The following is a 25,889-nucleotide window of genomic DNA, read 5'->3' on the forward strand; positions in this document are numbered from 1 at the left end:
TTGATACATCAGGGAGGCTAGGCGTATCGACGCTGCATCAGTGAAGTTTCTGGTCGTGACGATCCTGAACCAGTACCCAGGGAGCAATAACGACCGCCCAGAGTTCGGTGTTCTGATCGAACCAGGATTGCGCCAGGTCGGGCGGCACGTCCCCCACCTGGCCGGAAGACATCCACTGCTCAAACTGGGCTTTATTGTCTGCAGCGAGCTCGGAGGCAACGCCAATGAGATCCAGCTCCGAGGCCACACGAACAACCTGACCACGCGCAAAGTAGGTCTGCAACTCGTGCCAGCGTATGCGGGAGGTCTCCAGATTCAGCTTGGATTTCAGATCATCGGGGGAATGACTGGACAACATGGGAAGCCTCAACTCAACTATTCAGGCCGCGTAGGGTAACCGAATCACCAACGCCGAGGCCAGCGTCCGCCTCCGGTCATGCCAGCCCTTCCCAGATTTCCCGGATACGATCCGAGAGTGTCATGGGGTCAAAAGGCTTGGGAATGACCGCTACGGCCCCCAGAGACAGATATTCATTGACCTCCTCCGGCTGCACTTTGGCGGTCATGAAAATCGCCGGAACGTCTGCAAAGTCGCCGGTCTCCTTGATGGCTCTGAGCGTCGAGGGGCCATCCATCTCCGGCATCATGACATCCAGCAATATCAATTGCGGGGAGAATTCGGCCAGCTGTTCAAGCGCTTTTCGGCCCGAATCACAGGTTCTGAGGTTAAACCCACCAACGGCTTCCAGGGCCAGTTCGGCAACGGCCCGGATATCCTCTTCATCCTCAACCAGCATAATACGCTGTAACGCCGATACTGCGTCAGACATTGTTCTGTTCCTCATTACGGGCCTGCTCTGCCACGGAGTTCTTGTACCACTCTTCAAGCCCCAGATGCCGCATAATCTTTGAACAGTCTGGGTGCTTGTCACCGGGCCCAGCCATTAAACCTGCGGCCCGCATCACCATGTGGTTCTGGGTCACATTCTCCCGCGACAGTGCGTGAACCGCCCCAATCATCTGCCTCAGTTCCAGGGGCAACCTCCACTGCACCTTGAGCTGGTTTCCGTAGCGCTGGGACCATTCCTTGAGTGCCGTTTCAAGCTCATCTTCACCAACCGAGCCGCCACCATCCTGCATAAACTGGTCCACAACTTTCAGCACCGCCAGTTCCCCCACCCGACTCAACAGGCCCGCGGTCTGGAACTCGGGGCCTCGCTTTCCCATGGCAAGGGCAATCTTCTGGGCTTCCGCGGCAACGGCCTCTGCCTGCGACTGGAATCGGGCAGCGCAGTCCCGCAATGAATCGGTGGTGAAATCGGAGGCGACGTTCAGGGCCATGGCCAATGCCTGGCTCAGCGCCATCGGCACCCCCATCACCGAGATTGCATCACGAACACTGCTCACCGGCTCCCCGGTGCGGCGGAACGACGACCGGTTTGCCACTTCCAGCAGCCGGGCGCACAGTGCGACCTCCTTCTGCCAGCGGTCTGCCAACTGGGCCCCGGAGATGTCCGACGCACGCTCAAGCAAAGCGAGAATCCCACCAACATCCAGGCGCCCCGAAACGTGAATTCCGGACTCAAGCCCCTCCGAAAGACTCTCGGCGAGCGTTCTGTTCGACGTTTCGGGTGGCAGCTTGTCCCCGATCATGCCCAGTAGCCGATTGTGCAGCATCTCGACATCAAAGGGTTTACTGATATAGCCGCTGATACCGTAGTGGGCCGCTTTGAGAATCGACTCCCGGTCCGCCCGGGCGGTGATCATCACCACAGGCACCTGCTTGTCCACAGCACGTATATCCCGCAACAGAGCCAGGCCCGAACCATCTGGTAGCGTCCAGTCGATAATATAGAGCTCCGGATTCTGGGACTCCCACAGCTGGTGGGCGTCGCTGACGGTAGGCGCCTGGAATATCCTCAAAGCCGGGTGAAGACCGGCAACAACGGTCTCCAGCAGATCCGCCATCAGGTCGTCGTCTTCAACGATCAGGACGTGCACTGGACAACCTTCCCTGCTGAGCCAATGTCCGCTTCGCCAAATACCGACACGCCATTACGCCCTCTGGACTTTTGAACGTACAGCGCCTGATCGGCGGCTTCAATGGCCTCTTCCCCATTCTCAAACGCTGCCAGCGGCGCCAGGCCGATGCTCACGGTCACAAAAAACTCCTGGCCCTTTGAGGTGTAACTGATTCTGCGCATCTGCTCACAAACCGCCTGTAATGCCTCAACGGCATTCTCCAGAGAACAATCCGGCATCACCACGAGGAACTCTTCGCCTCCATACCGGCCAATCACATCGGTCTTGCGCAGGCGATGTCGAAGCAGGTTCGCCAGTCCCTTGATGACAAGGTCGCCAGTTCGATGCCCGAAGCGGTCATTGACCAGCTTGAAGTGGTCCAGATCCAGCATTGCGACGACGGAATCCTGTCCAAACCGGCGACAACGCGAATGCTCCTTGCCCACTTCCTGTTTTACCAACGAATGTTTGAGCAGCCCGGTAAGACTGTCTCTCGATGCCAGTTTAGCCAGCTGTCTGGCCCTGTTGCATTTTACCCTGACCGCCCGAAGCAGGAAGCTGTCAGAAATCGGTTTGGTAAGAAATACATCGCCACCTTTGGACAGAGCATCAACCTGAAACTCACGATCATCTTCGGAGGAGAGAAAAATGATATGCAGCCCGACCCACTCCGGATCAAAACGAAGCATTCTCGCCAGCGTCGGGCCACTGTAATGCCCCATCTGCACATCCATCAGCACCAGATCCGGCTGAAATTCCGAGAGAGCGCCCAACAGTTCAGAGGGTGACCGGACCTTGTGAACGTTCATGCCCCCGTCTTCCAGCACCAGACCATAATGCTCCAACAACTCCGGATCATCATCGACGATCAGCACACGTCCCTTACCCAGTTCAAGACGCTCGCCGATCAGGCGCTCGATGTAATCCGCGAGCAGCGGTACATCGACAGGCTCTGGAAAAAAGCCATCGGCGCCATTCTCCGCCAGCTTGTAGCGGTCATCAAAACCGTCAACTGAGCCAACGCAGATAATGGGGGGAAGCGTGACGTCGGTTCCGAACGTGTTACCGCCTGCAGAAAACAGACTGTCTCGCACCAGCACGGCCGAGGCATCAACAAGGACCCTTTCCGGCACATCCAACAGTCCAGAGTAACTGTGAATGATAAAACCATGATGGGTCAGTGCCGAGGCCAGGGAGCGCGCCCTGTCTGGCTCCGGCTCAACGAGGACAACCATTGGCTCGGCAACGTCTCTTAGCCCTTCTTCCAACGCTGAACCGGTCGGAGTGCTCTCTGATCCACCGCCGGAAACCATGTCCGACAAACCCTCAACACGGCGCATGAACGACTGGTCCAGAAACTGGCTGACATCATCATGGGTACCAGGCGCCTTCTCGACAAAGGGCTTTATGATCTGCTCCAGTTCCCGTGCTTCCCGCCCCAGCGCCGAATACCCAAAGGTACCCGCAGAACCCGCCAGACGGTGCAAGGATTGGTAAGCCGAGAGTATTTCACCGGAATCCACTCCGGAAGAATGCACCCGACTCAACGATTGTTGCAGCGAACTCAGCGCGCAAAGCGCCTTCTCTCTGAACCGCATTTTCAGCAGAGCCAGCTTCCTTGCCACATCCGCGCTGTTTTGATCTGCCATAACTGCTCAATCCGGATAAGGGACTAAGTATAATTGTGCCATACTGCCCCTTAAAAAGTTCGTCTTTCAAACCAAAGTACCATCAAGGAAGCCGCTTTGCCCTCATTCTCACTAGGCACACGCCTCGCTCTCGTCATTCTGCTGGGAACGATTGCGACCGTCGGATCTGTGCTTCTGGTGGCCTACAACGCTCTGGTGGAGGACTTTGAAACGCTTCTGACCCAACAGCAACTGGCCGAAACCCGACGCATCTCAGCCGAGGTGGATCAGCGTCTGCAATTAAAACTAGACGTTCTGGCTGAATCCGCCAGCCTCCTCAACGACGGCAAGACGCTCCATTCCCTTTCAGAAATCAGTGCCCAACTGAACCGGCAAGCCCTTCTCCAATCCCTGTTTCCCGATGGTATCCTCGTCCTGGACGAGCATGCGACGGCCATCTATGAGAGCTTCCATGTGCCGGGGCGGCTTGGCACCAACTACGCGGACCGTCGACATTTCCGGCGCGCTCTGCAAACCCGGGAACCGGTGATCAGCCGGCCCATTATCGGAAGAACCACAGGTGTCCCGCTGTTGTCATTTCTTGCGCCGATTGAGTCAGACGAGGGCGATTTGCTCGGATTCATTGCGGGCACGATCAAAGTGGGACAAACCAGCCTGATACCACCAGGACTTCTGCGAAGTATTCGAGACAGCGACGCCAGCTTCAAGGTCGTCGACATGGACAATTTTCTCTTCATTGAGGGGGGCCCGTCCGATCAGCGCGACATTGAGTCGCTCCCGCCTCCCGGACAGGATCCACTCATCGATGCAGCGCTTTCAGGCACCGGTTTTGGTCGGGTTATTGACAATAACGGCCATGAACTGATTTTTGCGGCCAGCCATCTGCAGAGGCTTGGCTGGCTGTTTGTAAGGGCCGTGCCTTACGAGAGAGCCTCCGCGCCGGCAAAGAAATCATTTTCCCGCTTTCTAGGGATCAGCCTGGGCATCGGGTTGATGATTGCGCTACTAAGCTTCATCGCCAGTCGCTCCATCACACGACCGCTGGATCGCATGACACGTGCGATCAAAAGCATGGTCAGAAAGCCTGAAAAGGCGGTCCGGTTGTCCCTTAATGGCCCCCGGGAAGTTCAGAACCTGGCCTCCGCCTTCAACCGTCTTATGGATGAACGTGACGCCATGAGCGAGATGAAGGAGCACTTTGTCTCCAACGTCAGTCACGAACTTCGAACCCCCCTCACCTCGATCAACGGTGCCTTACGTTTGCTCGAGTCGGGAGCTGCCGGTGAATTGCCGGAGAAAGCCCAGCAAATGAGCACACTAGCACTGCGTAATGGGGAACGATTGCAGATGCTGATTTCGGACCTTCTGGATTTCAGCAAGCTAACCGCGGGGCAAATGTCGGTCTCGCTGAGGACACAAGCGCTTGATCCGATTATCGAAGCGGCCATTGCCAGCAACCAGTCGATGGCCTCCGAGTATCAAGTGCGCCTGGAGAAGCATGAGGACTCCAACTTCCAGATCGTTGCAGACAATCACCGACTTCGACAGGTACTCGATAACTACATCAGTAATGCCATAAAGTTTTCACCGGCTGAGCAATGTGTCCGGGTCACCGCCGAGGAGGCCGACCACGACTTCGTCCGGATCGTGGTAAGCGATCGCGGCGACGGTGTACCGAAGAACTTCATTCCCAAACTTTTCGAGCGCTTTTCACAGGCGGAGGAGGGCACCACTCGATCGGTCAAAGGAACGGGACTTGGGCTTGCCATTTGTGCTGAGCTCGCACAACTGATGCATGGGCGCGTCGGTTATTACTTTGATCGGGGCGCTCATTTCTGGATTGAAATACCACGCGACGGCAAGCCCCGGGGAGAACCATGACAACACCTAACACCCCCACGGAAGCTAATGGCCCCGTGACAGAGCGAGAATCTGAAGTCTACCGCGAACTCAAGCAAAGCGAGCGGCGGGCGCGATCCGTTATTGAGGGCACCAATGTTGGTACGTGGGAATGGAATATCCAGACCGGGGAAACCATCGTCAACGCACGCTGGGCTCAAATCTGCGGGTATCGACTGGAGGAGCTGGAGCCGGTCAGCATCCAGACCTGGCTTGACCTGACCCATCCCGAAGATTTGAAAGAGGCAGAGCTAAGGCTCAACGCACACTTCAACCAAACCGAATCTGTGTACGATTTCCGGGGCCGGATGCGCCACAAAGACGGGCACTGGATATGGGTGCATACCCGGGGCCAGGTCTTTGAGTGGACGCAAGACGGCGCTCCGCTGATGATGTACGGCACCCAGGCCGACGTCACTCAGGAAACGCATAATCTGCAGCGGATCCAGCAGCAGAACACCGCGCTTGGCATACTCAATGAGCTTGCCCTGGACCCCGAAACCGACGATACCGCAAGGATCCAGAAAGCCCTGCGACTTGGTTCGGAATACCTGACGTTGCCGCTTGCGATCGTCAGCGAGATTACCAGTGAGGTCTATACCATACGATGGTTCCACGCGCCGGACGATGCCGGCCTGGAGATCGGTGCCCATTTTCCACTCAGCCAGACCTACTGCTCTATCCTGATTGAAGAAACGCAAGGGCAAAGCCTGGCCATCGACCACATGGGCAGGTCTCGGCACTGCTCTCATGACTGCTATGAGGCGTTCGGCCTCGAAAGCTATATTGCCGCACCCATCATGGTTCGGGACCGGCTGTTCGGCACCCTCAACTTTTCATCATCGGAGCCACGCCACACGGCCTTCTCCGATACCGAGATTACGTTTGTGACTTTGCTGGCGCGCTGGATCGCAGGTGTCATCGAGCGGAAAATAAGTACCGAGTTGCAGACAAAGTTGATAGAACAAGTCCCCGGTGTACTCTACCAATACCGACTCTGGCCGGATGGCCATTCCGCTTTTCCTTTCGCCAGTCCGCACCTCGAGCACATCTACGGCGTAGAGCCAGCAGATGTCCTTAATGACGCGTCCGCCGTGTTCAAAAGCATCCACCCCGACGACCAGCGGGACGTGGAAAACTCCATTTCAGAGTCCGCCGCCAACGTGGCGATCTGGCAGCATCAGTACCGTGTCAAGCAAGGCTCTCACGCCTGGCGCTGGGTTGAGGGGCAAGCATCACCAGAGGTGCTGCCCGATCAGAGCATCATGTGGCATGGCTATATTGCAGACATTGACGACAAAAAACGCATTGAGCTCGCGCTCAAGGAGAGCGAGGCACAGCTGCGTCGGCTCTATGAACTCTCTCCCATCGGTATCGCACTGAATGACTACCATTCCGGCGACTTTCTCGATGCCAATGAGTCTCTGATGGCCCCAACCGGCTACACCGGCAAGGAACTCACATCATCGACGTTTCGGCGGCTTCTGCCCTCCAGTGCTGCCACGCTGATCGAGAGGATTATCGCTGAACTTCGCGAAACCGGGCGCTACGGTCCGTACGAACTGGATATCCTTCGCAAAGACGGGACAACCTACCCGGCGCAGGTTCGCGGTATGCGCATTACCAACGCGTCAGGGCGAGCGCTTGTGTGGAGCCTGGTCGAAGATATCTCGGAACGGCGCAAAATTGACCGGATGAAGAGCGAGTTTATCTCGACCGTGAGCCATGAACTTCGGACGCCTTTGACCTCCATAGCAGGTTCTCTCGGCTTGGTGTCGAGCGGCACCCTCGGGAAACTGCCGGATCAGGTCACGAGACTCATTTCGATTGCGCATCGAAACAGTGAACAACTTAAAGCGCTTGTTGATGATCTACTGGACATGGAAAAACTGATGTCCGGACGGATGACCATGCACCTTTCCGACGAGCAACTGCTCCCAATTGTCCAAGAGGCTTCAGACCGTCTCCGGACCTACGCCATCGACAGCGGGGTTTCTGTCGTCATTGAAAACGCAGACCCCGACGCAACGGCAACCATCGACCGGGCCCGGCTGGACCAGGCGGTCACCAACCTGCTTTCCAACGCCATCAAATTCTCGCCGAACCATGGCACCGTCAACGTGGCAATACAGACGGATGGGCAGCAGGCTCATATTCGGGTATCTGACGAAGGACCGGGGGTACCCAACAATTTTCGGCCCCGAATTTTCCAGAAGTTTGCCCAGGCGGACAGTTCCGACACCCGCGGCAAGCGAGGGACAGGACTGGGGCTCGCAATTACTAAAGAGATCATGACCCAGATGGGCGGCAACGTGGATTTCACGTCTGTTGAGGGTAACGGAGCCACCTTCTGGTTGTCGATGCCAATGACCGGGCCTCAGGGCGAATCATGATGCTTCACCAGAAAGATCGACTATTCCATACTCTGATCTGGGCTGCTCGGGTAGCCATGATCACGCTGATGTTCGCGGTCGCGTTGATACTCGACACGGCCAGCACCGAACGCTTCCGCACGGAGATGCGTCAGCATTGGCAGCAAAAAGCCGCTGACGTCAGCCTGCAACTTCGGAAAGCCATTTTACAGAACGTTCAAACGGTATGGGGACTGGCCGCCAGCGTCTCTGTGGAGCCCGAGCTTGCGGGGACGCGTTTTCAAGACCTCGCCAGCGTCATTTTCAGGCTAGCACCAGAGTTGAGAAATATTGGACTCGCCCCGGACTTTGTGATTCGACATATCTATCCACTTGAGGGTAATGAGGCCGCTCTCGGACTGGATCTCACGGACCAAAGTCTTTCACCACAGCAGATTGAAACTTTACTGGAATCCGAGAGAGCGCTGTTCAGCGGGCCGATCGATCTGGTTCAGGGTGGGCAGGGACTTGCCGCCAGAATTCCCGTCTTTGAGAGTCGCAATGGCGAGTTCTGGGGCCTCATTTCGGTCATCCTCGACCTCCCCCGGCTCTACAGAACGGTCAATTTGTCACAAGCGGCAGATGATGGCGTATTCGCGCTGTCCACTTCGGATGATCCCGAGGATTCGGCCAGTGTTTTCTACCTCAGCGCAAGAACCACCTGGGACCAACCGGTTATTGCCAAACTTCAAATGCCAGGCACCACCTGGACACTGTTCGCCCAGCCCAGAGGTGGCTGGCCATCCCACCCCAAATCGCCGGGGCTGACTCGAGGTATCCTTTTTGTGATGGGACTTCTGGTTGCCGGCGCCACATTCTGGCTGACCCAGTTGCTGCTGAAAGATCGGGAAATGCAGAAACGGTTCTGGGGTCTGTTTGAGCTGGCGCCAGTCGGCATCGGTCTATACGGAGCAAACCGCCGGACATTGCTGCGGGCCAACCAGAGCTTTGACCGGATCGTTGGAAACAACGCTGACTCCATCGATTATTTTGAATCCGCCTATGACCAGAACGGCGCTAAACTTGAATCCGGCCTGAACATTACCCAATTACTGAAAGGCCAGTTCCGCTTCAGCGGTCTGGAAACGACTATCCCGACAAAGGACGGTACGCTCAGACCGGTCCTGCTGCACGGCTTGAAGTTAGAGACCAGGGACAGCGAGCCCGTGATCTGGCTGATCGCTGAGGACATCAGCGAGCGCCAGAAAGCAGACAGAATGAAAAACGAGTTTGTCTCGACCGTCAGTCACGAACTCCGCACGCCTCTGACGTCGATCTCGGGATCGCTCGGGCTGCTTGCCAACGGCGCTGCTGGTGAACTTCCGGAACAGGCCGCCCGGCTGGCATCTATCGCTTACAGAAACAGCAAACAGCTGACGTTCCTGATCAATGACTTACTTGATATTGAAAAGCTGGTCGCGGGAAAGATGATCTTCCAGATGGAACCACACCACCTACCTGGTATAGTTCTGGAGTGCATTGAGGAGATAGAGCATTTTGCCGGCGAAAAGAACGTTACCCTCAAGCCTTCCGAGCTCGGTGACGTCGTTGTCGAGATAGACCGCCGACGATTCTCCCAGGCTCTACACAACCTTCTTTCAAACGCCATCAAGTTTTCACCGGAAGGCGCGGTGGTGGACATCTACACAGAACGTCACGATCAGCAGGTCAGGGTTTGCGTCAAGGATCAGGGTGATGGCGTGTCAGCGGATTTCCAGGATCTCATTTTCCAGAAGTTTTCGCAGGCCGACGCATCAGACCGACGAGCCAAGGGTGGCACCGGTCTCGGTCTTGCCATCACGCGGGAACTGATGACGCACATGGGCGGGGTTGTCGACTATGCGTCGCCCCCCGGGCAGGGGGCGACCTTCTGGCTAGAGCTACCAGTCATCAAGCCGACTTGAGCATCTCTCTCACCACGTAGTGAAGAATGCCGCCATGCCGGAAGTACACAGCCTCGTTAGCGGTATCTATCCGGGACTTGACCTCACAGCTATCCGTCGAGCCATCTTTGTAGGTCACGGTCAGGGTCAGACTCTGGCCCGGCTTGATGTCTCCTGACAATCCTTCGATGGTGATCGTTTCCTCGCCGGTCAGTTTCAGGCTATTGCGGTCCACTCCCTCGGGGAACTGCAATGGCATTACCCCCATGCCAATCAGGTTGGACCGGTGAATCCGCTCATAAGATTCCGCCACGACCGCTTTCACGCCCAACAAGCGTGTGCCCTTGGCAGCCCAGTCACGACTGGAGCCGGTACCGTATTCCTTGCCGGCAATCACCACCAGCGGCGTACCCTGCTCCTGATACTTCATGGCCGCATCGTAGATGGCCATCTGCTCGCCACTAGGGACAAATTTTGTGAAACCACCTTCAACGTCATCCAGCATTTCGTTCCTGATGCGCACGTTGGCAAAGGTACCGCGCATCATGACTTCGTGGTTACCCCGGCGGGAGCCATAGGAGTTGAAATCTTTCGGCTCGACGCCGTTATCCTGCAGGTATTTGCCCGCCGGTGTATCGGGTTTGAAGGAGCCGGCCGGAGAAATATGGTCCGTCGTGACGGAATCACCCAGCAATGCAAGGATGTTGGCGTCCCGAATATCTTCAATGGCCTCAGGTTCCTCGCCCATGCCCTCAAAGAAGGGAGGATGCTGGATGTAGGTGGATTGATCAGACCACTCGTAGACTTTGCTCTCAGGCACCTTGATCGATTGCCAGGTCTCATCGCCGTCGAACACCTCGCCGTATTCCTTGCGGAACATGCCGGTCTTCACCTTCTCCACAGCGTCGGCAATTTCCTGCTGGCTGGGCCAGAGATCCTTGAGGTAAACCGGATGTCCGTCCTGGTCCGTGCCCAGAGGATCCTCGCTGAGGTCCAGCCGGACATTCCCCGCCAGAGCATAGGCCACCACCAGGGGCGGCGAGGCCAACCAGTTGGTTTTCACCAGCGGATGCACCCGGCCCTCAAAGTTGCGATTTCCCGACAACACAGAGGCAACCGTCAGGTCACCGTCATTAATGGCCTTCTCCACCGGTTCCGGCAGAGGACCTGAGTTGCCGATACAGGTGGTGCAGCCGTAACCGACCAGGTTGAAGCCAAGCTTGTCCAGGTCGTCCTGCAGGCCGGCCACCTCAAGATACTCGGTGACAACCTTGGACCCCGGGGCCAGCGATGTTTTCACCCATGGCTTGGTTTTCAGGCCCCTGGCCAGGGCTTTCTGTGCAATCAGCCCCGCCGCCATCATGACGCTGGGATTAGAGGTATTGGTACAGGATGTAATCGCCGCGATAACCACCGCACCGGGATCCAGCCGGAACGTCTCACCGTTCATTTCGACCTGCTGACTGGCCCGGTGTTCGTAGCTGTCTTCAATGCCGACAGCGGTTTGTCCGCCCTCCGACTCCAACTTCGCCTCAGGCTCGTCAGCCGGCCCCTCAGCAGTTTCCATCAGCAACTCGAAGGCGGACTTCATGTTTTTCAGGGCAACCCGGTCCTGCGGCCGCTTCGGTCCGGCGAGACTGGCTTCCACGTCCCCCATATCCAGTTCCAGGGTATCGGTGTACACCGGTTCATGACCTGGCTCACGCCAGAGCCCCTGGGCTTTTGCGTAGGCCTCCACCAGTGCCAGTTGTGCCTCATCCCGTCCGGTCAGGCGCATGTAGTTAATGGTCTGCTCATCCACCGGGAAAAAACCGCAGGTGGCACCATATTCCGGGGCCATATTGGCGATGGTGGCGCGATCCGCAACCGGCATGTCCTTGAGACCATCGCCATAAAACTCCACAAACTTGCCAACCACACCCTTCTTACGCAGCATTTCAGTGACTGTGAGTACCAGATCCGTGGCGGTAATGCCTTCGCGAAGCTTGCCGGTGATCCGGAAACCGATAACTTCCGGAATCAGCATCGACACTGGTTGCCCAAGCATGGCTGCTTCCGCCTCGATACCGCCAACCCCCCAGCCCAGAATGCCGAGACCATTGATCATGGTGGTGTGGGAATCGGTGCCAACCAGTGTGTCAGGGTAGGCAATGGTTTTGTCGCCAACCTCTTTCTGCCAGACCGTCTTGCCCAGATACTCCAGGTTGACCTGATGGCAGATCCCGGTGCCCGGCGGCACCACCCGGAAATTGTCAAAGGCCTGCTGCCCCCAACGCAGGAACTCATAGCGTTCCTGATTGCGCTCCATCTCAATGGCGACGTTTTCCTTGAACGCGGACGGGTTACCGTACTTGTCCACCATTACCGAGTGATCTATCACCAGATCCACCGGTGACAGCGGATTAATCAGGGCCGGGTCCTTGCCGGCTTTTTTGACCGCTTCCCGCATGGCCGCGAGATCAACGACCCCGGGTACGCCAGTAAAGTCCTGCATCAGCACACGGGCGGGACGATACTGGATCTCGGTATCCGAATGGCGGTCTTTCAGCCACCGCACCATGGCGTCAATGTGGCTTCGATCGACCGTAGCGTCGTCTTCGTTTCGCAGCAGATTCTCCATCAGCACTTTCAGGGAAAACGGCAGGCAATTCAGATCGCCCACGGATTCGGCTGCCTTGGGCAGGCTGTAGTACTGGAAGGTCTGACCTCCAGCCTCCAGTGTAGAGAGAGTATTCAGGCTGTCTTTGCTCAGGGATGACGTAGACATGGGTTGCCTCCTCTTCGAAACCTCCAATAACTATTGCAGCCACAAGCGAGACTTCAACCAAAGGATGGTGAATAACCGGAATTCCCTGGCTGAATAGTCTCCGTTACTCCCGTCAACAGAGCCGATCACGCTCCGTGGGAAACGGATCATACGCACTTTCCAACGTTGACAATCGAGCACCAAATAAACAATCCTTCGCGTTCCAGGAAGGTGATACCACGAAACAGATAACGGAAGAATGTTTCACACAGTGCAAACCATCGCGCTTTAATCCATTTGTTCACACCGGATTCTTCTGAGTATTACCTTGCTGCCATTCGACTCCTTTTTCGTGCTCTCAGCGATACCCACCGGGAAATTGATCCAGGGCGAGTATAACCTCGCTCTGGTTGCCCTCTCGTTGCTGATTGCTGCTGCGGCCTCCTTCATGGCGCTAACGCTGGCCGGCGCTGCCCGACGCAGCAACAGCCGCTTCATGGAACGCTTTCACCTGGTGACCGGCTCAACGGCACTGGGTTTCGGCATATGGTCCATGCACTTTATCGGCATGCTGGCCTTCCAGATGCCCGGGCAAACTCGTTACCACCTCGGTCTGACCGCATTGTCTGCCGTTCCCAGCCTGTTGGCATCGTGGGTCGCCCTGAGCCTGCTCGCCCGCAAAGAGCTGACTGGCTGGCGTCTGGTGAGGGGTGGGGTTACCGTCGGGTCCGGCATCGGAACCATGCACTACATGGGTATGGCCGCCATGGAAATGGGGCCGGACCTGAAATACGACCCTCTGCTGTTTGCGGCCTCCATTGTGGTTGCTGTCCTGCTCGGCACGCTCGCACTCTGGGTCAACTTCGGCCTGCGCCAAAAAAGGCGGGTGCGCGGGTTTAAACGACGTTTGCTGGCTGGCAGCATCATGGGGCTGGCCATTGCCGGCATGCACTACACGGCCATGGAAGCCGCCCGCTTTATTGGCGGCACTGGCCAGATTCCGGAATCGGGTACTGACAGCCAGGCTCTGCTGGCCATCGCCGTCGCGGTGATCGCCGTCACCCTGGGATCGATGGCCGGAGGTATCAATGCATTGGCCCGCTACCGGGGTATGATGCACCGCAGTCAGGAAACCGCGAGCGAATTGCAGGCGATCATCGACGCAGCCGTTGACGGCATCATCAAAATCTCCGATCGCGGGATTGTGCTCTCCTTCAACAGTTCGGCCGAGCGTATCTTTGGTTATTCAGCAGGCGAAGTGATCGGTCGTAACGTAAACATGCTGATGCCTAATCCTCATCAGGATGCCCACGACAGCTATCTGAAGAACTACCTGCGCACTGGTGAACGCAAGATCCTGGGATCCGGCAGAGAGGTCATGGCCCAACACAAGGATGGCCGACAGATACCTGTTCGTCTGGCTATTGGTGAATCTCGCCTCGGCGGCATCAGTACGTTCGTCGGTTTCGTGACCGATTTTTCGGAACGTCATCGCATGGAAACCGATCTGCGCAGGGCCAAAGAGGAAGCCGAACAGGCGGCCGAGGCCAAAAGTGCTTTCCTGGCCAACATGAGCCATGAAATTCGCACGCCAATGAACGCCATCCTCGGGTTCACCGATCTGGTGCTCGACACCAAACTGGGCGATTCCCAGGCCAAGCATCTTTCCATTGTCAAAAACTCGGCCCGCTCGCTGCTGGCGCTGCTCAATGACATCCTGGACACCGCGAAACTCGACAGCGGTAACACAGAACTGGAGCACCGGGATTTCAACCTGCGGTTACTGTGCGAACAGATCATTGCGACCCAGTCCCTGGCAGCGGATAAAAAAGGCCTTACCCTGAGTCTTGATTACCAGGCAGGCAAACATTTCCGGGGCGACCCGCTCCGGATCCAGCAGGTCGCCCTGAACCTGGTCAGCAATGCCGTCAAGTTCACCGAAAAGGGTGGCGTCACGCTCACCGTCCGGCAATCCGGGCCAAACGTTGTCACGCTATCGGTTGCGGACACCGGTATCGGCATCCCCGCTGACCGGATTGACTCTATCTTTGAGCCGTTCACCCAGGCAGACGCCAGCACCACCCGACGTTTCGGCGGCACCGGCCTGGGCACCACCATTGCCCGCCAGCTGGTCGAGTTAATGGGCGGGAATATCAGCGTTACCAGTACCGTGGGTCAGGGCTCTGTATTCGAAGTCAACCTGCCATTGAACGAAGGCGAGGAGGTCGATGACGGTTACAGTGAACAGGAAACGCCATTACCTGCCCTGAAAATTCTCGTCGCAGACGATGTTCCCCAAAATCTGGAGTTGCTCCGCAATCTGCTGGGCCAGCGTAAGCACGATGTGGTATGCGCCAGCGACGGCCACGAGGCAGTCGAGCACTTCCGGGTTCAGGCTTTTGATCTGGTGCTCATGGATATCCAGATGGCCGGCATGAACGGGCACGAGGCAACTCAATCCATCCGCCAGCTGGAGAAGTCTCAGAAGCGCCGGCACACCCCGGTGATTGCCTTGACTGCGGGCGTCCTGGAAGCGGACCGGCGGGAAGCGCTGAGCTCCGGTATGGATGGGTTTGCGGTAAAGCCCATTGATTTGCCACAACTGACTGCGGAAATCGCCAGCGTTCTGGATCTCAGGGTAAAAACAACCTCACCATCGACACCGCCATCCGCGAAACCAATAGTGGACCCTGCCACCGTCAAGCAGCTGTGGCCAGATGCCGAAAAACACGATCAGGCACTGACGGAGTTTCTGTCAGCACCGGGCAACCAGCCGGGCAACCTGAGACACTTAGCCAATGCCGAGTCAGCCGCCGCTGTCCACCGGCTACGTGGTCTTGCGGGCAATCTGGGATTGGCTCAGCTGTCGTATACCCTGGGCGAGCTGGAGCAGGGACTTCGCTCGGACCAGACACCCGGACAGGATTTGTGGGATGAAGCCGCGCGCAGATTCGGGGACGTCAGCCAGTGGCTGGCCGACCATTCTCCGGAACCCGGAGGCGCCAGGAAACGCGCATCCGTCCCTGCAGAAAGCGCGGTTGACGCCACCACGCTCGACCAGCTAATCAAGTTACTGAATCAGGGCGAAATCCCCGACCAGGCCTTTGCCCGGATCAAATCCGTGCTGCCCGAGTCAGTCGCCTCGGCGGCTAGCCAAGCGATGGACGATTTCGATCCCCAGAAGGCAGCAAGCATTCTCGCCACCTTCAGCCAGAGCCCGGAGGAATCCTGATGTTGTCTGATACCAAAACCCTGTTGCTGGTGGACGACGAGCCGGCCAACCTTCAGGTTCTCCGAAACATTCTCGGCGATGATTATCGATTGCTCTTTGCCAAGGATGGAGACCGGGCCCTTGAGTTGGCACACAAAGAATCGCCGGACCTGATCCTGCTGGATGTCATGATGCCGGGAAAATCTGGCCACGCGGTCTGCGCAGCCCTCAAGGCCGACCCAACCACCCGCAAGATTCCGGTGATTTTCGTAACCGCCCTGGCAGACGCGGAAAATGAAGCCAGAGGATTCCAACTGGGGGCTGTGGATTATGTCACCAAGCCCATCAGCGCTCCGGTGGTGCGCGCCAGGGTGAAGAATCACCTGTCCCTGGTGCGGGTGGACGAACTGGTCGAATCCCGACTGGCTGTTGTGCAGCGCCTCGGTCGGGCCGCCGAGTACAAGGACAACGAAACCGGGCTTCACGTCATCCGGATGAGCTATTTCTCGCGCCTGATTGCCCTGGAGGCTGGCATGAGCAACGCCTGGGCAGACACGCTGCTCAACGCGGCTCCGATGCACGACATTGGCAAGATCGGCATTCCCGACGCGGTGCTCCAGAAACCGGGGAAACTCAACCCCGAAGAGTGGGCGGTGATGCAGAAACACGCAGAGATCGGGGCCGAGATCATTGGTGAGGACGGCTCCGACCTGCTCCAGATGGCCCGGGAAGTCGCCCTTCACCATCATGAAAAGTGGGATGGCAGTGGCTACCCCAAGGGATTGAAAGGTAAAGACATCCCGTTATCCGCGCGCATTGTGGCGCTGGCCGACGTGTTCGATGCGCTCACCAGCGAACGACCATACAAGAAGGCATGGTCAATTGAGCAAGCCACCGATCTGTTGAAGGAGCAAAGTGGTCAGCATTTCGATCCCGAGCTGGTAGAGGCTTTTTTCAGAAGCCTGCCGGATATCCTGGACGTCCGGGAGCGCTGGCAGGAAAGCCAGATCTAATGTGAACGGGTCTGATGCGAGGCGACCCCAGTTCTGTCATCATAAGTGGCTGATTTCTGATGGATCAGGAAACCACTGTGAAACACGATTGCCATTACCATCCCGGGGCGCCTGCCAAGTGGCACTGCGGCGAGTGCCAGCTGCACTACTGTAGCCGGTGCATGCCCGATGCAGACGCCCGCCAGCGCCGGGCGCTCTGCCCTCATTGCAGTAAGGCCATGCGCTACCTCGGCGCGGCAACCGAGGTTGTGCCCTTCTGGAATCGGATTGGCGCCTTCTTCCGATATCCCTTCCATACGGATCCGCTGATCGTTATCGCCATCTGCACGCTGGTACCACTGCTCGCTCCAGCGAACCTGCTGGGGGTCCTGATTTGGCTGGTACTGGCGCTGGCGCTGTTCAAGTACACCTACGAGGTGATCAATCACACCGCGGAGGGCCATCTGAAGCCACCCCCGGTTTCCGCCGCTTTTACCGGCAGCGGCTTCAGCATCGTCTTCCTGCAATTGCTGGTGTTTGTCCTGATGGGCGGGCTGGTCGGCGCCGCTGCCATGATTGGCGGCCCTATCCTGATGATGCTGGCCGTGGCTTTCGTGGTACTGGCATTGCCCGCGAGCATTATGGTTCTGGCCATGGAGCGGGCCGTTGGGCCCGCCGTTAACCCGATGAACCTGGCCGTGCTGATATCCCGGATCGGCACGCCCTACTTCCTGCTGTATGGCTACCTGATTCTACTGACCCTGGCATCCGGCGCAGCCCAGGACTTTGCGGTCAATCATTTCCCGCTCTGGGTGGCCCAACCCCTGGCGGGCTTCCTGAACAGTACCTTCACACTCATCCTGTTCCACATGCTCGGCTACCTGCTGTTCCAGTATCAGGAAGAACTGGGCTTCGCCTCCGACCTTCAGGATGAAGCACCAACGGAAGCGCAGCACGAACGCAACCGCAGTGCCCGCTTCGATGCGGACATCGATATGAACCTCAAGGATGGAAACTACGATCGGGTTCAGTCGATGCTCAAGGACGCCCTCAAAAACGATCGTGACAACCCTCTGCGCATCGGCCAGCTTTACCAGCTCCTGATCGCCCGCAATGACACGGCAGAGCTCTACCGTTACCACCCGAGAATCCTGAGCTGGCTGGCGAGTCGTAATGATGGCGATGGCATGGCGTCACTACTGGAAGCGATCCAGCAGGCAGAACCGACCTTCCGGCTGGAAGACCCAGAGCTTGCGGTTCAATGTGCCCGAACACTGTATCACCGGGGACAGTTCAAACCGGCACTGCGTCTGCTTCAGGATTTCCACAAACGCTTCCCCGACAGCGACCAGCTGGCACCGGCCTATTTGCTGGTGGCCCAGACGCTGGCAAACGGTCTTGGCCAGTGGGAAAAAGCGACGGCGTTCCTGACCTTTATCCAGAAACGCTGTTTGACTCACCCGCTGCATGAGCAGATTGGGACGTATCTGGAACAGGCCGCCAACAAGGAGCCGTTAAAAGGCCCGAAAGCGTCGTTCGCACTGCCCGATCAGGAGCGGTGAACAGGGCCTTCAGAAACCGTGCGGAGCCATGGATGGCGGAGCCGAGTGTACAGGGACGTATTTACAGCGTGTTTCTGAAGGCCCTGTTCGCCGCTCCGTGGCAGGATCAATGGCCCGCTTGAAGTAACTGCCGATAATGCCGGGCCTTCGGCTCCATCTGCTGCTTCTCGAATTCCGCCACCAGCAGGCGGCAGGCCTCGGAGGTTAACACCTCATTGCCGCTGTTCCGAAGCCGCTCGAATGCCTTCTCTGCAGACTTCATGTCATGCTGCTTGAGACTGGTGAATAGCACCCGATTGTGATCTTCCGCGGCCAGGGGCTGGTGAGACTCGCCCTTGCTCAGATACTCCTGCCACACCGCCACCATCTGTTCCGGCTGCTGGCGCTTCATGGCGTCGTCCATCAGCTGTCGGGTTCGACTCAGGTATTCGGGCAGGTCCGGCCTCAGCTTTGCCAGGTTATAGAGATGTTCCAGCAGGATCGTGCGCTCCGGGTAATGCTCGAAGAGCGCCTCGAATTGCCGCCGGGCAAGGTCAAACTCCATGCGGCCAAGGCTGGCCATCGCTTGCCCGTATCCGTTGGTAAACCGGGCGTCCTGTTCGGCATCCTCGGGTTCATAGAATTCTTCCCGAACCTGGAGCCAGCTACGGCCCAGCAACCATACCAGGCCGGCACCGGCAATCAGCCCCCCGGCATGGGCCATGTAGGCAACCCCCGTCGCGCCGGCAAACCAGTAATCGTAGATTTCCTTACCCACCCACACCGGCAGGATGGCCAGAGCCGGAGCCCGGAAATAGTTGAAATACACACCCAGGAAGTAGAAAAAGCGGATTTTCTGCAGGCCATATATGGCCACATACATACCCATCAACCCGGAAATGGAACCGGAGGCGCCCACCAAAGGAATATGGCTGCCGGTTGAGAATGCCGAGAATACCAGTCCGGATAATGCACCGCAGACCAGATAAGCCAGCAGATAGCGACCGGGCCCCAGGGCCTTTTCCACAGTGAAACCGAGCAGGAACAGGAACACCAGGTTACCGATGATGTGCCCCCATCCCCCGTGCAGGAACTGGTAGGTGATCAGCGTGTACAGGGAGAGATCAGCCGGGACCAGGCCCAGCTGGTTGGCGCTGAGCTGCTGGATGTAGTTTTCCTGAATGGCCACCCGGGCTTCCAGCCAGCGTTCGCGTTCTGCCGGCGCCCAGATGATGTCCTGATTCTCAAGCAGGTACTGGTAGAACTCCGGGTCCATCAGCAGACTGACGGCGATCCAGAACGGTTCACCATCCTGCCGCAACTCCTGGAACTGTTGCAGTTCGAGTATGCGGCTTTCCTCTCCGTCAAAGCGTATCAGACGATCGAGATAGTCCTCATAGGCAGGTGCTTCCAGTTCCTGCAGATCCGCGTCCAGATATTGCTCGATGGCCTCTTCCATTATCCGGTCATCACCCGCCTGGTAGAACATGAACACCAGCAGACAGGCCAGCATCAGGCCCAGGGTGACCCAGGGCGGACGTTTCCAGTTAACGGCGTTTTCGGCAGGAATAATCAGCATGGGCGGTCACAATTCATCATAATCTGTCCCTGAAAACCTGTTTTTTACCACAGTGAGGCCCTATTTTCCCGCTCAAATGGTGTCCGGCAGAGGGTTAACAGGGGTGGCAACCGCGGAAGTGTGCACAGCCGCTCAGATGCAGAATGTCGACAAATCCGGTGCGCTGTCATCCGGAGGTCATAGAAATGACATTCAATCGGCCTCATCAGGTCGAACCACTCCTTATCGACCATTCGCCAATTGTGGTTATTCCCACCACAGCCAATAGTGGAAGGGAATAACAAGAACAACCGGATACTGGAATCGAGGATATCGCCATGACCGTACTCGTCTTGGACAACCCGGAACTCATCGCGCAGGCCGCGATTGCCTCCGGATTCATCCCTGCGCACTCTGTCAGCGACGTAAAGCGTCCGCACCGAATGAAGTTTCACTACGGCTTCAATAAACACTCACTGGATCAGACCGACGATACGATCCTTGAGCAACACGCCTGCTACCTGAGGCTGAACCCGGGCGTCAGAGTCCGCATCCACGGTCACGCCGATAACTTTGGCGGCGAGGGCTACAATCAGTTCCTGTCCAGGCTCAGGGCCAATGCGGTTGCCCGGCGTTTGATTGAGGCCGGCGCCTCGGAGTCCCAGATTATTCTGACCGGTTGGGGCTCGAAGCGCCCGCTGGCCACCCCGGACGACCATGCTGCCAATCGCCGCGTGGAGCTGGAATACCTTGACCAGGAAGTGGCCCAGGCACTGCAGGGCTGAGACAAATCGGCAAAAAATAAAAAGGGGGCCTGAGCCCCCTTTTTGTGTCACGCCCGGTGACTGAGACCGGCTCAGCCGTATACCTGCCAGACATTCCACAACAGCAGAATGGCAGCCACCAGAATCGCCAGCCATGTCAGCACTATGCCAATCATACGCGCCCAGTGCGTTCCACCACGGCCGTTAATCATGCCAAAAGCGTGAAGCAAACGACCCACAACCAGCCCCATTCCTGTCCAGTACACCAGCCCCGCCGGCACACCATTCAACTCCGCCAGTCCCAGCATGATCAGGCCCAGAGGCGCGTATTCCACCAGGTTGGCGTGCGCGCGCACGGCAGCCTCAAAGGCCACATCGTCGTTGGTGCCCATACCTTTGCGGTATTTGAGACGGTATTTGACGACCTGGGCAGACAATACCAGCAGAAGAATTCCGATAACCGCCGCGAATACTCCAGTAACAGGTACGATCATGTTCAGGCCTGCTTGATCTTGCTGACAATGGCGAGCAACAGCACGGCACCGACCGTTGCGGTCACCAGTTCACCCACGGCACCCTGCGCCGCCAGACCCAGCAGCCGAAATACGAAGCCGCCGATGATCGAGCCGACGATACCGATACCGATATTGGCCAACACCCCAAAGCCACGGCCCTTCATGATCAGGCCCGCCAACCAGCCGGCGACACCGCCGATAATCAGAAACAGAATCAGGTTCATCTCGTGCCTCTCCCTGAGGATCGTTGATGGAAGTATACAGACGGGAAAAGACTGCCCTGTTTGGACAGTCGCTTCAACAATTTCCGAACGATTTTAAGGACCTGATTACAGTCCAGCGATGGCCTCAGCCATCTGCTTGTGGCATCTCGCCATCAAATCCGGAAGATCGTCCGGAGACAGGCCCTGGGTCTCCACCGGCGGAAGAATCCGCATCGGAACCGTCTCCCGGCGGCCGCACCACCCCCGGGTCTCGTCCTTGTAGTCGGCGACGCAGACCATGGTTATGGGAGCGCCTGAGGCAATCGCCGCATGAAAAGCGCCCTTCTTGAAGCTCTGCAGGCCGTTGCCATGGCTGCGCGTGCCTTCAGGGAAGATCCACATGCTCTTGCGGTCCCGGACCAGAGCATCGCTGATGGCCTGCATGGCAGCCACTGCTTTCTGGGATCGAGCCCGATTAAGGATGACGTTGCCACCCAGCCAGAATACCTGTCCGAAGAACGGCACCCAGACAAGGGCGGATTTACCGACGGCAACGGTACGGGGCGGCAGCAAATCCCCCATCAGGAAAAGGTCGTCGTTATGTTGATGATTGGCGATAACGACGGTCGGACGATCCTGGGGCATATTCTCCCAGCCCTGGAGCGGGCGCTCCATTCCAAGGAGCCATCGCCCAATCTTGGCGACAATCCAGCCAAGGATGCGGTTATTGTCAGGATTGAAGGGCCGGGCCAGGTACATCACCAGGGCAAACAGGCAGATGACCGGTACGCTGAGCCAGGCCAGAAGTTTTCGTAGGGCACCCATGAATTGCAACTCTGCTATCAAATTTGGCGCACAAGTGTACGCCAATATCAGGTGCCAACAACAGTTTCAGTTTGTACCTTTTGTTCCAGGACGGCAGGCCCCCCTGCCCGGGCCTCCACCACATACCGGAGCGGACCACCCGCATCCACGCTATCAAAGGGATAGCAGGTGACCAGTAGCAGCGTATCGTCGCTCAGCCGGAGGGTATCGATCTGCTCAATGCGACTGTCCACAATTCGCGTCCTCAGGACCCGGTATTCGTGCCAGCCGCTGTCCTGATCCTGAAGCCGCAGTTCGCTGCCGGGCTCCAGGTAACGCAACTTCCGGAAATGCGTGTCCCGGTGCCCGGCGATCACCAGCGGCCCCTGCCCCGATTCATTGCCCAGAACCTGACCGGGCCCGAAGGCCAGGCTTTCGCCATGGCCACCGGCCAGAACAATCATCGAATCCCCCAGTCCCGGCATGGTCAGCCGGGCCACGGGCCAGGTATCGGCCCAGGGCCAGGGCCGGGTCTCCAGTTGCCGGGCCTGGCTCTCGGCCCACGCCAGCTCCAGCAATTCCTGGGCAACCACCGCCTTGATGGGAATCCACAATCCGAACACCAACAGCGTTGCGGAGGTCGTGAACAGCAGAAGCAGTAAACGGCTCATGCCACTTCCCTCCGTTGCAGCAGAACAATCGCAGCAGCAAACATCAGCCCGGTCAATCCAAGCGCCGTCATCAGTGGCCCGTAGGTGGCCGTTTGCGGGTAACGGAGCATGCCTGACGTACTCCCCTTTGGCAGCAGGGTCGGCAGTTGCTCGGTACTCAGCGGATCGGTTTGCCCCCTCACCGGGGTTTCGTCCACGGCTACAAAGCTGGTGTATGGCGACATCAGCCCATGCGCAACAGCCAGTTCCGTCACCAGCGCCTTGTCCACCTCACCACCCGTGAGGTTCCCCGCATCCAGCAGGCTGTCGATTTTCTCCCGGGCCCATTGCCGGCCGATGCCAACACCCTCGGCGGCCTGCTGGAGATCCAGTGTTTTTTGCCAGGTGCTGCCGTCCGCTTTCAGTGCGCTGATTTTCAGCTCACCAGCCGGCGCCGAACCGCGAACGACCTGGATCAGAGGATCACCGGCGAACAGATCACCCGGACGCCGGGGGAAGGATTCAGCCTGTCCGGTCTGTCCCGGCCACTGCACGTCAATATTCGTCAGCACAGGAGATTCCATGGCTGAGAACAGAGTATCGAGAGGACCACGGACATCCGACGGATCCTGGATGGCCGTGTAGGTACCACGGCCCCAGCGGGCGGCTTCCCTCATGAAGTGCATATTCGGTGCGGAGCCAATGCCCACAGTGAACAGTCTCTGGTTTTTGAGTCCGGTCCGGATCTGTCGGAACAGAGCCGCTTCGTTACCCACAGCGCCGTCGGTGATAAACACGAGCTGGCGCACCCGAGCACCTGCTGTCTCCTCAAACGGCTCTGACTGCTCCATCGCCAGGCTGAGGGCAGAGGCCATCTCGGTGCCACCGTCGGCATTCAGTCCGGCGACATAACGTCTGGCTCGCGCGAGATTGGTGCCCGTTGCCGGTACCGGCTGCATAAACATGGCATGGGCCTGACTGCTGAAACGAATGATATTGAACCGGTCATCCCTCTTGAGGGTGTCCAACCCACGCTCTAACGCAGCCTGAGCCTGGCGGATGGATTCCCCGGCCATGGACCCCGAGGTGTCGATTACAAAGACCAGCTCTCGCGGCACCGACCGGACCGGACCGGTGCCGGGCACCAGCATCGTCATCAGGTAGTCCTCGTCCTTCCAACGCTGATGAAATACCGCCGCGGTCGGCTCCTGGCCTGCCAGCGGCCGCCAGCGCACGACGAAATCCCGGTTCATCAGGACATCCCCACCCTCGGGCGTCACCATCACGGCCTGCCCGTCCTGGCGGCTTTCCAGCCGGTGGCTCGGGCTGAATACTCTCGCCAGCGGAAGACCCGCGTCGATTTTCATCTGGATCCGCGCCCGGTGGCTGTTGGCATCCACATCCCCCGGCAGTACGGTAAACGGACTGATGGCGCTGGCATCCGGGACCTGAGTCGTCGGAACCGACCAGCCACCTTCCCACTGCGATGACGTGCCGGCTACCGGCGTTCCCGGCATATACCGCGGCGTCAGCGTGGTCGGCAATCGCAACTCGAACTCACCAGCTCGGTATTGCACTGGCTGCTGAAACTGAAGATCCACCGTCACGGTCTCACCGGGTGGGATATTCGCAACCCTGGCGGTAAAAAGGTTGGGCCGCTGCTGCTCCACATTGGCCGCATGACGCCCCTCCTTCTTGGCCGTTTCGTAGATTTTCCGGGCTTCTGGTTTCGGCCTGACCTTCCCCACAATGGTCCGCTCGCCGACCTTCATGGTGAGGCCGTACACGCTGGCGTCGTCAGGCAGCGGAAAGACAAACACACCTTCCCGCCACTGGTCCCCGGTATTGCGGAAGCTTCTGGACAGCCGGCTATCAGCAATCAATCCGCTCACACGGATATCGAATTCGCTGTCGAGAACCAGGGCAGGCTCCTGCCAGCGCCCCGCGTCATCCACGAAACGCAGAATGCCGGCGTTCTCCACATCCGCGCTGCCAGACAGGCTTGCCTCCGCGTACAGGGGATGAACAAACAGCATCAGCATCACAGACAACCAGAGGGAGACACCTTCGACAGCGTGTCGTAGTCTCTTGTTTTGTTGACCGTTTTTCAGGGCGGTGCGTCCCGGCAACCGAATGGCAAGTATCATGTCGGATTCCTTCTTGTGCATGACTGAATGACGTGATCGCTATTTCAGCAATGCCGAAGGACGGGAAGGTGGCGAATCCGGGCAGTCCGGTCGCGAAAAGTGATCAATTATGGCAAGCCGCCCGGGCGCCCTTGCTCCCGTGGCCTGGCGTGTTTAAATAGAGGCTCATTGGCCTGAGCAGTTGCGGTTACCATGAAAAAACATGTTGTTCTGATCGAAGATGAACCCGCTATCCGGGATAACTACCGGGTCGCATTCGAACGCCGAGGGTACCAGGTGTCTGCTTACGGAGACCGGCCATCGGCCTGGCAGGTCCTGCGTCAGCAGCTGCCGGACCTGGCCATCATCGACGTCGGTCTGGGCAGCGAACCGGAAGGCGGTTTCGACCTGTGTCGCGATCTGCGCAACCAGTCCCAGACCCTGCCCATCATTTTCCTGACCGCCCGGGACAGCGATATCGACTCGGTACACGGGCTGCGACTCGGCGCCGACGACTACGTCACCAAAGACATGAGCCTGGACCACTTGCTGGCACGGGTGACCGCGCTGCTCCGGCGCGCCGATGCCTGGGCAGAAGCCCTGCAGAAACCCGATGAGGTCGTGCTGCGGGGGCGCCTGGCCCTCAACGTCGACCGGATGACCGCCGCCTGGAACGAACAGCCGGTGGACCTGACCGTCACTGAATTCTGGATGCTGCACTCCCTCGCCCAGCACCCCGGCCACGTCCGCAGCGCCGACCAGTTAATGGACGCCGCCAACGCGTACCTGGCGCCGAACACCGTAACCTCGCACATCAAGCGCATACGAAAGAAGTTCACGGCGCTCGACGACCAGTTCGATGGTATCCAGACCGCCTATGGCATGGGGTACCGCTGGAACGCCCGTGAGGTCTGA

At 58.1% G+C, this 25,889-nt stretch carries 19 protein-coding genes; 8 read left to right on the forward strand and 11 right to left on the reverse strand.

Annotated features, from left to right (window positions below; translation table 11 throughout):
- Window positions 1–37: 37 nt before the first annotated feature.
- From D777_RS13380 to D777_RS13395, 4 genes are all read right to left on the reverse strand, one after another.
- Window positions 38–358 carry a DUF2288 domain-containing protein gene (locus D777_RS13380; protein ID WP_036132966.1) on the reverse strand — a complete coding sequence of 107 codons (321 nt, stop codon included), beginning with the start codon at window positions 356–358 and terminating at the stop codon, window positions 38–40.
- 76 nt (window positions 359–434) lie between these two features.
- Complete coding sequence (locus D777_RS13385) at window positions 435–830, reverse strand: response regulator (RefSeq protein ID WP_036132967.1); 396 nt, start codon at window positions 828–830, stop codon at window positions 435–437.
- Complete coding sequence (locus D777_RS13390; RefSeq protein ID WP_051669097.1) at window positions 823–2,001, reverse strand: response regulator; 1,179 nt, start codon at window positions 1,999–2,001, stop codon at window positions 823–825. The genes D777_RS13385 and D777_RS13390 overlap by 8 nt, the downstream gene beginning before the upstream one ends.
- The gene (locus D777_RS13395; RefSeq protein WP_036132968.1) at window positions 1,989–3,671 is read right to left on the reverse strand and encodes a diguanylate cyclase; all 1,683 of its coding nucleotides are present in this window, start codon (window positions 3,669–3,671) and stop codon (window positions 1,989–1,991) included. The genes D777_RS13390 and D777_RS13395 overlap by 13 nt, the downstream gene beginning before the upstream one ends.
- A gap of 96 nt (window positions 3,672–3,767) precedes the next feature.
- Here D777_RS13395 and D777_RS13400 point away from each other — a divergent pair, with 96 nt between their 5' ends.
- The 3 genes from D777_RS13400 to D777_RS13410 are packed head-to-tail and all read left to right on the forward strand — an operon-like array spanning window position 3,768 to window position 9,885.
- A complete protein-coding gene (locus D777_RS13400; protein ID WP_036132969.1) occupies window positions 3,768–5,552 on the forward strand; it encodes a sensor histidine kinase in 1,785 nt (594 codons plus the stop codon).
- On the forward strand, window positions 5,549–7,963 hold the full coding sequence (locus D777_RS13405) for a PAS domain-containing protein (RefSeq protein WP_081849556.1): 2,415 nt from the start codon (window positions 5,549–5,551) through the stop codon (window positions 7,961–7,963). The genes D777_RS13400 and D777_RS13405 overlap by 4 nt, the downstream gene beginning before the upstream one ends.
- Window positions 7,960–9,885, forward strand: a complete 1,926-nt coding sequence (locus tag D777_RS13410; RefSeq protein WP_036132970.1) for an ATP-binding protein — start codon at window positions 7,960–7,962, stop codon at window positions 9,883–9,885. The genes D777_RS13405 and D777_RS13410 overlap by 4 nt, the downstream gene beginning before the upstream one ends.
- On the opposite strand, the gene acnA is transcribed toward D777_RS13410, so the two are convergent.
- The gene (gene acnA, locus D777_RS13415) at window positions 9,872–12,631 is read right to left on the reverse strand and encodes an aconitate hydratase AcnA (protein WP_036132971.1); all 2,760 of its coding nucleotides are present in this window, start codon (window positions 12,629–12,631) and stop codon (window positions 9,872–9,874) included. The two genes, D777_RS13410 and acnA, sit on opposite strands and share 14 nt — an antisense overlap.
- A gap of 307 nt (window positions 12,632–12,938) precedes the next feature.
- Here acnA and D777_RS13420 point away from each other — a divergent pair, with 307 nt between their 5' ends.
- The 3 genes from D777_RS13420 (at window position 12,939) to D777_RS13430 (ending at window position 18,375) form a co-directional block, all read left to right on the forward strand.
- Window positions 12,939–15,842, forward strand: a complete 2,904-nt coding sequence (locus tag D777_RS13420; RefSeq protein ID WP_036132972.1) for an MHYT domain-containing protein — start codon at window positions 12,939–12,941, stop codon at window positions 15,840–15,842.
- Window positions 15,842–16,834, forward strand: coding sequence for an HD-GYP domain-containing protein (locus D777_RS13425; protein WP_036132973.1), 993 nt, complete (start codon window positions 15,842–15,844; stop codon window positions 16,832–16,834). Before D777_RS13420 ends, D777_RS13425 begins: the two co-directional genes overlap by 1 nt.
- A 77-nt stretch (window positions 16,835–16,911) precedes the next feature.
- On the forward strand, window positions 16,912–18,375 hold the full coding sequence (locus D777_RS13430; RefSeq protein ID WP_036133141.1) for a hypothetical protein: 1,464 nt from the start codon (window positions 16,912–16,914) through the stop codon (window positions 18,373–18,375).
- A gap of 106 nt (window positions 18,376–18,481) precedes the next feature.
- On the opposite strand, the gene D777_RS13435 is transcribed toward D777_RS13430, so the two are convergent.
- On the reverse strand, window positions 18,482–19,933 hold the full coding sequence (locus tag D777_RS13435; RefSeq protein WP_036132974.1) for a rhomboid family intramembrane serine protease: 1,452 nt from the start codon (window positions 19,931–19,933) through the stop codon (window positions 18,482–18,484).
- Between the two features lie 317 nt (window positions 19,934–20,250).
- Here D777_RS13435 and D777_RS13440 point away from each other — a divergent pair, with 317 nt between their 5' ends.
- Window positions 20,251–20,697, forward strand: a complete 447-nt coding sequence (locus D777_RS13440) for an OmpA family protein (protein WP_036132975.1) — start codon at window positions 20,251–20,253, stop codon at window positions 20,695–20,697.
- Between the two features lie 71 nt (window positions 20,698–20,768).
- On the opposite strand, the gene D777_RS13445 is transcribed toward D777_RS13440, so the two are convergent.
- The 5 genes from D777_RS13445 to D777_RS13465 all read right to left on the reverse strand — a co-directional run bounded on the left by D777_RS13445 (window position 20,769) and on the right by D777_RS13465 (window position 24,995).
- Complete coding sequence (locus tag D777_RS13445) at window positions 20,769–21,170, reverse strand: MAPEG family protein (RefSeq protein ID WP_036132976.1); 402 nt, start codon at window positions 21,168–21,170, stop codon at window positions 20,769–20,771.
- Window positions 21,171–21,172: 2 nt separating this feature from the next.
- Window positions 21,173–21,415: a GlsB/YeaQ/YmgE family stress response membrane protein gene (locus D777_RS13450; protein WP_036132978.1), complete on the reverse strand. Its 243-nt coding sequence runs from the start codon at window positions 21,413–21,415 to the stop codon at window positions 21,173–21,175.
- A 105-nt stretch (window positions 21,416–21,520) separates the two neighbouring features.
- A complete protein-coding gene (locus D777_RS13455) occupies window positions 21,521–22,219 on the reverse strand; it encodes a lysophospholipid acyltransferase family protein (RefSeq protein ID WP_036132979.1) in 699 nt (232 codons plus the stop codon).
- 47 nt (window positions 22,220–22,266) lie between these two features.
- Window positions 22,267–22,869 (reverse strand): class GN sortase, encoded by a 603-nt coding sequence (locus D777_RS13460; RefSeq protein WP_036132980.1) that lies wholly within the window; start codon window positions 22,867–22,869, stop codon window positions 22,267–22,269.
- Window positions 22,866–24,995 (reverse strand): marine proteobacterial sortase target protein, encoded by a 2,130-nt coding sequence (locus D777_RS13465; RefSeq protein WP_036132982.1) that lies wholly within the window; start codon window positions 24,993–24,995, stop codon window positions 22,866–22,868. Before D777_RS13465 ends, D777_RS13460 begins: the two co-directional genes overlap by 4 nt.
- Before the next feature lie 192 nt (window positions 24,996–25,187).
- On the opposite strand from D777_RS13465, the gene pdsR reads away from it, so the two are divergent.
- Window positions 25,188–25,889, forward strand: a complete 702-nt coding sequence (gene pdsR / locus D777_RS13470) for a proteobacterial dedicated sortase system response regulator (protein ID WP_036132984.1) — start codon at window positions 25,188–25,190, stop codon at window positions 25,887–25,889.

Source organism: Marinobacter nitratireducens (genome assembly GCF_000708045.1).
Lineage (GTDB): Bacteria > Pseudomonadota > Gammaproteobacteria > Pseudomonadales > Oleiphilaceae > Marinobacter > Marinobacter nitratireducens.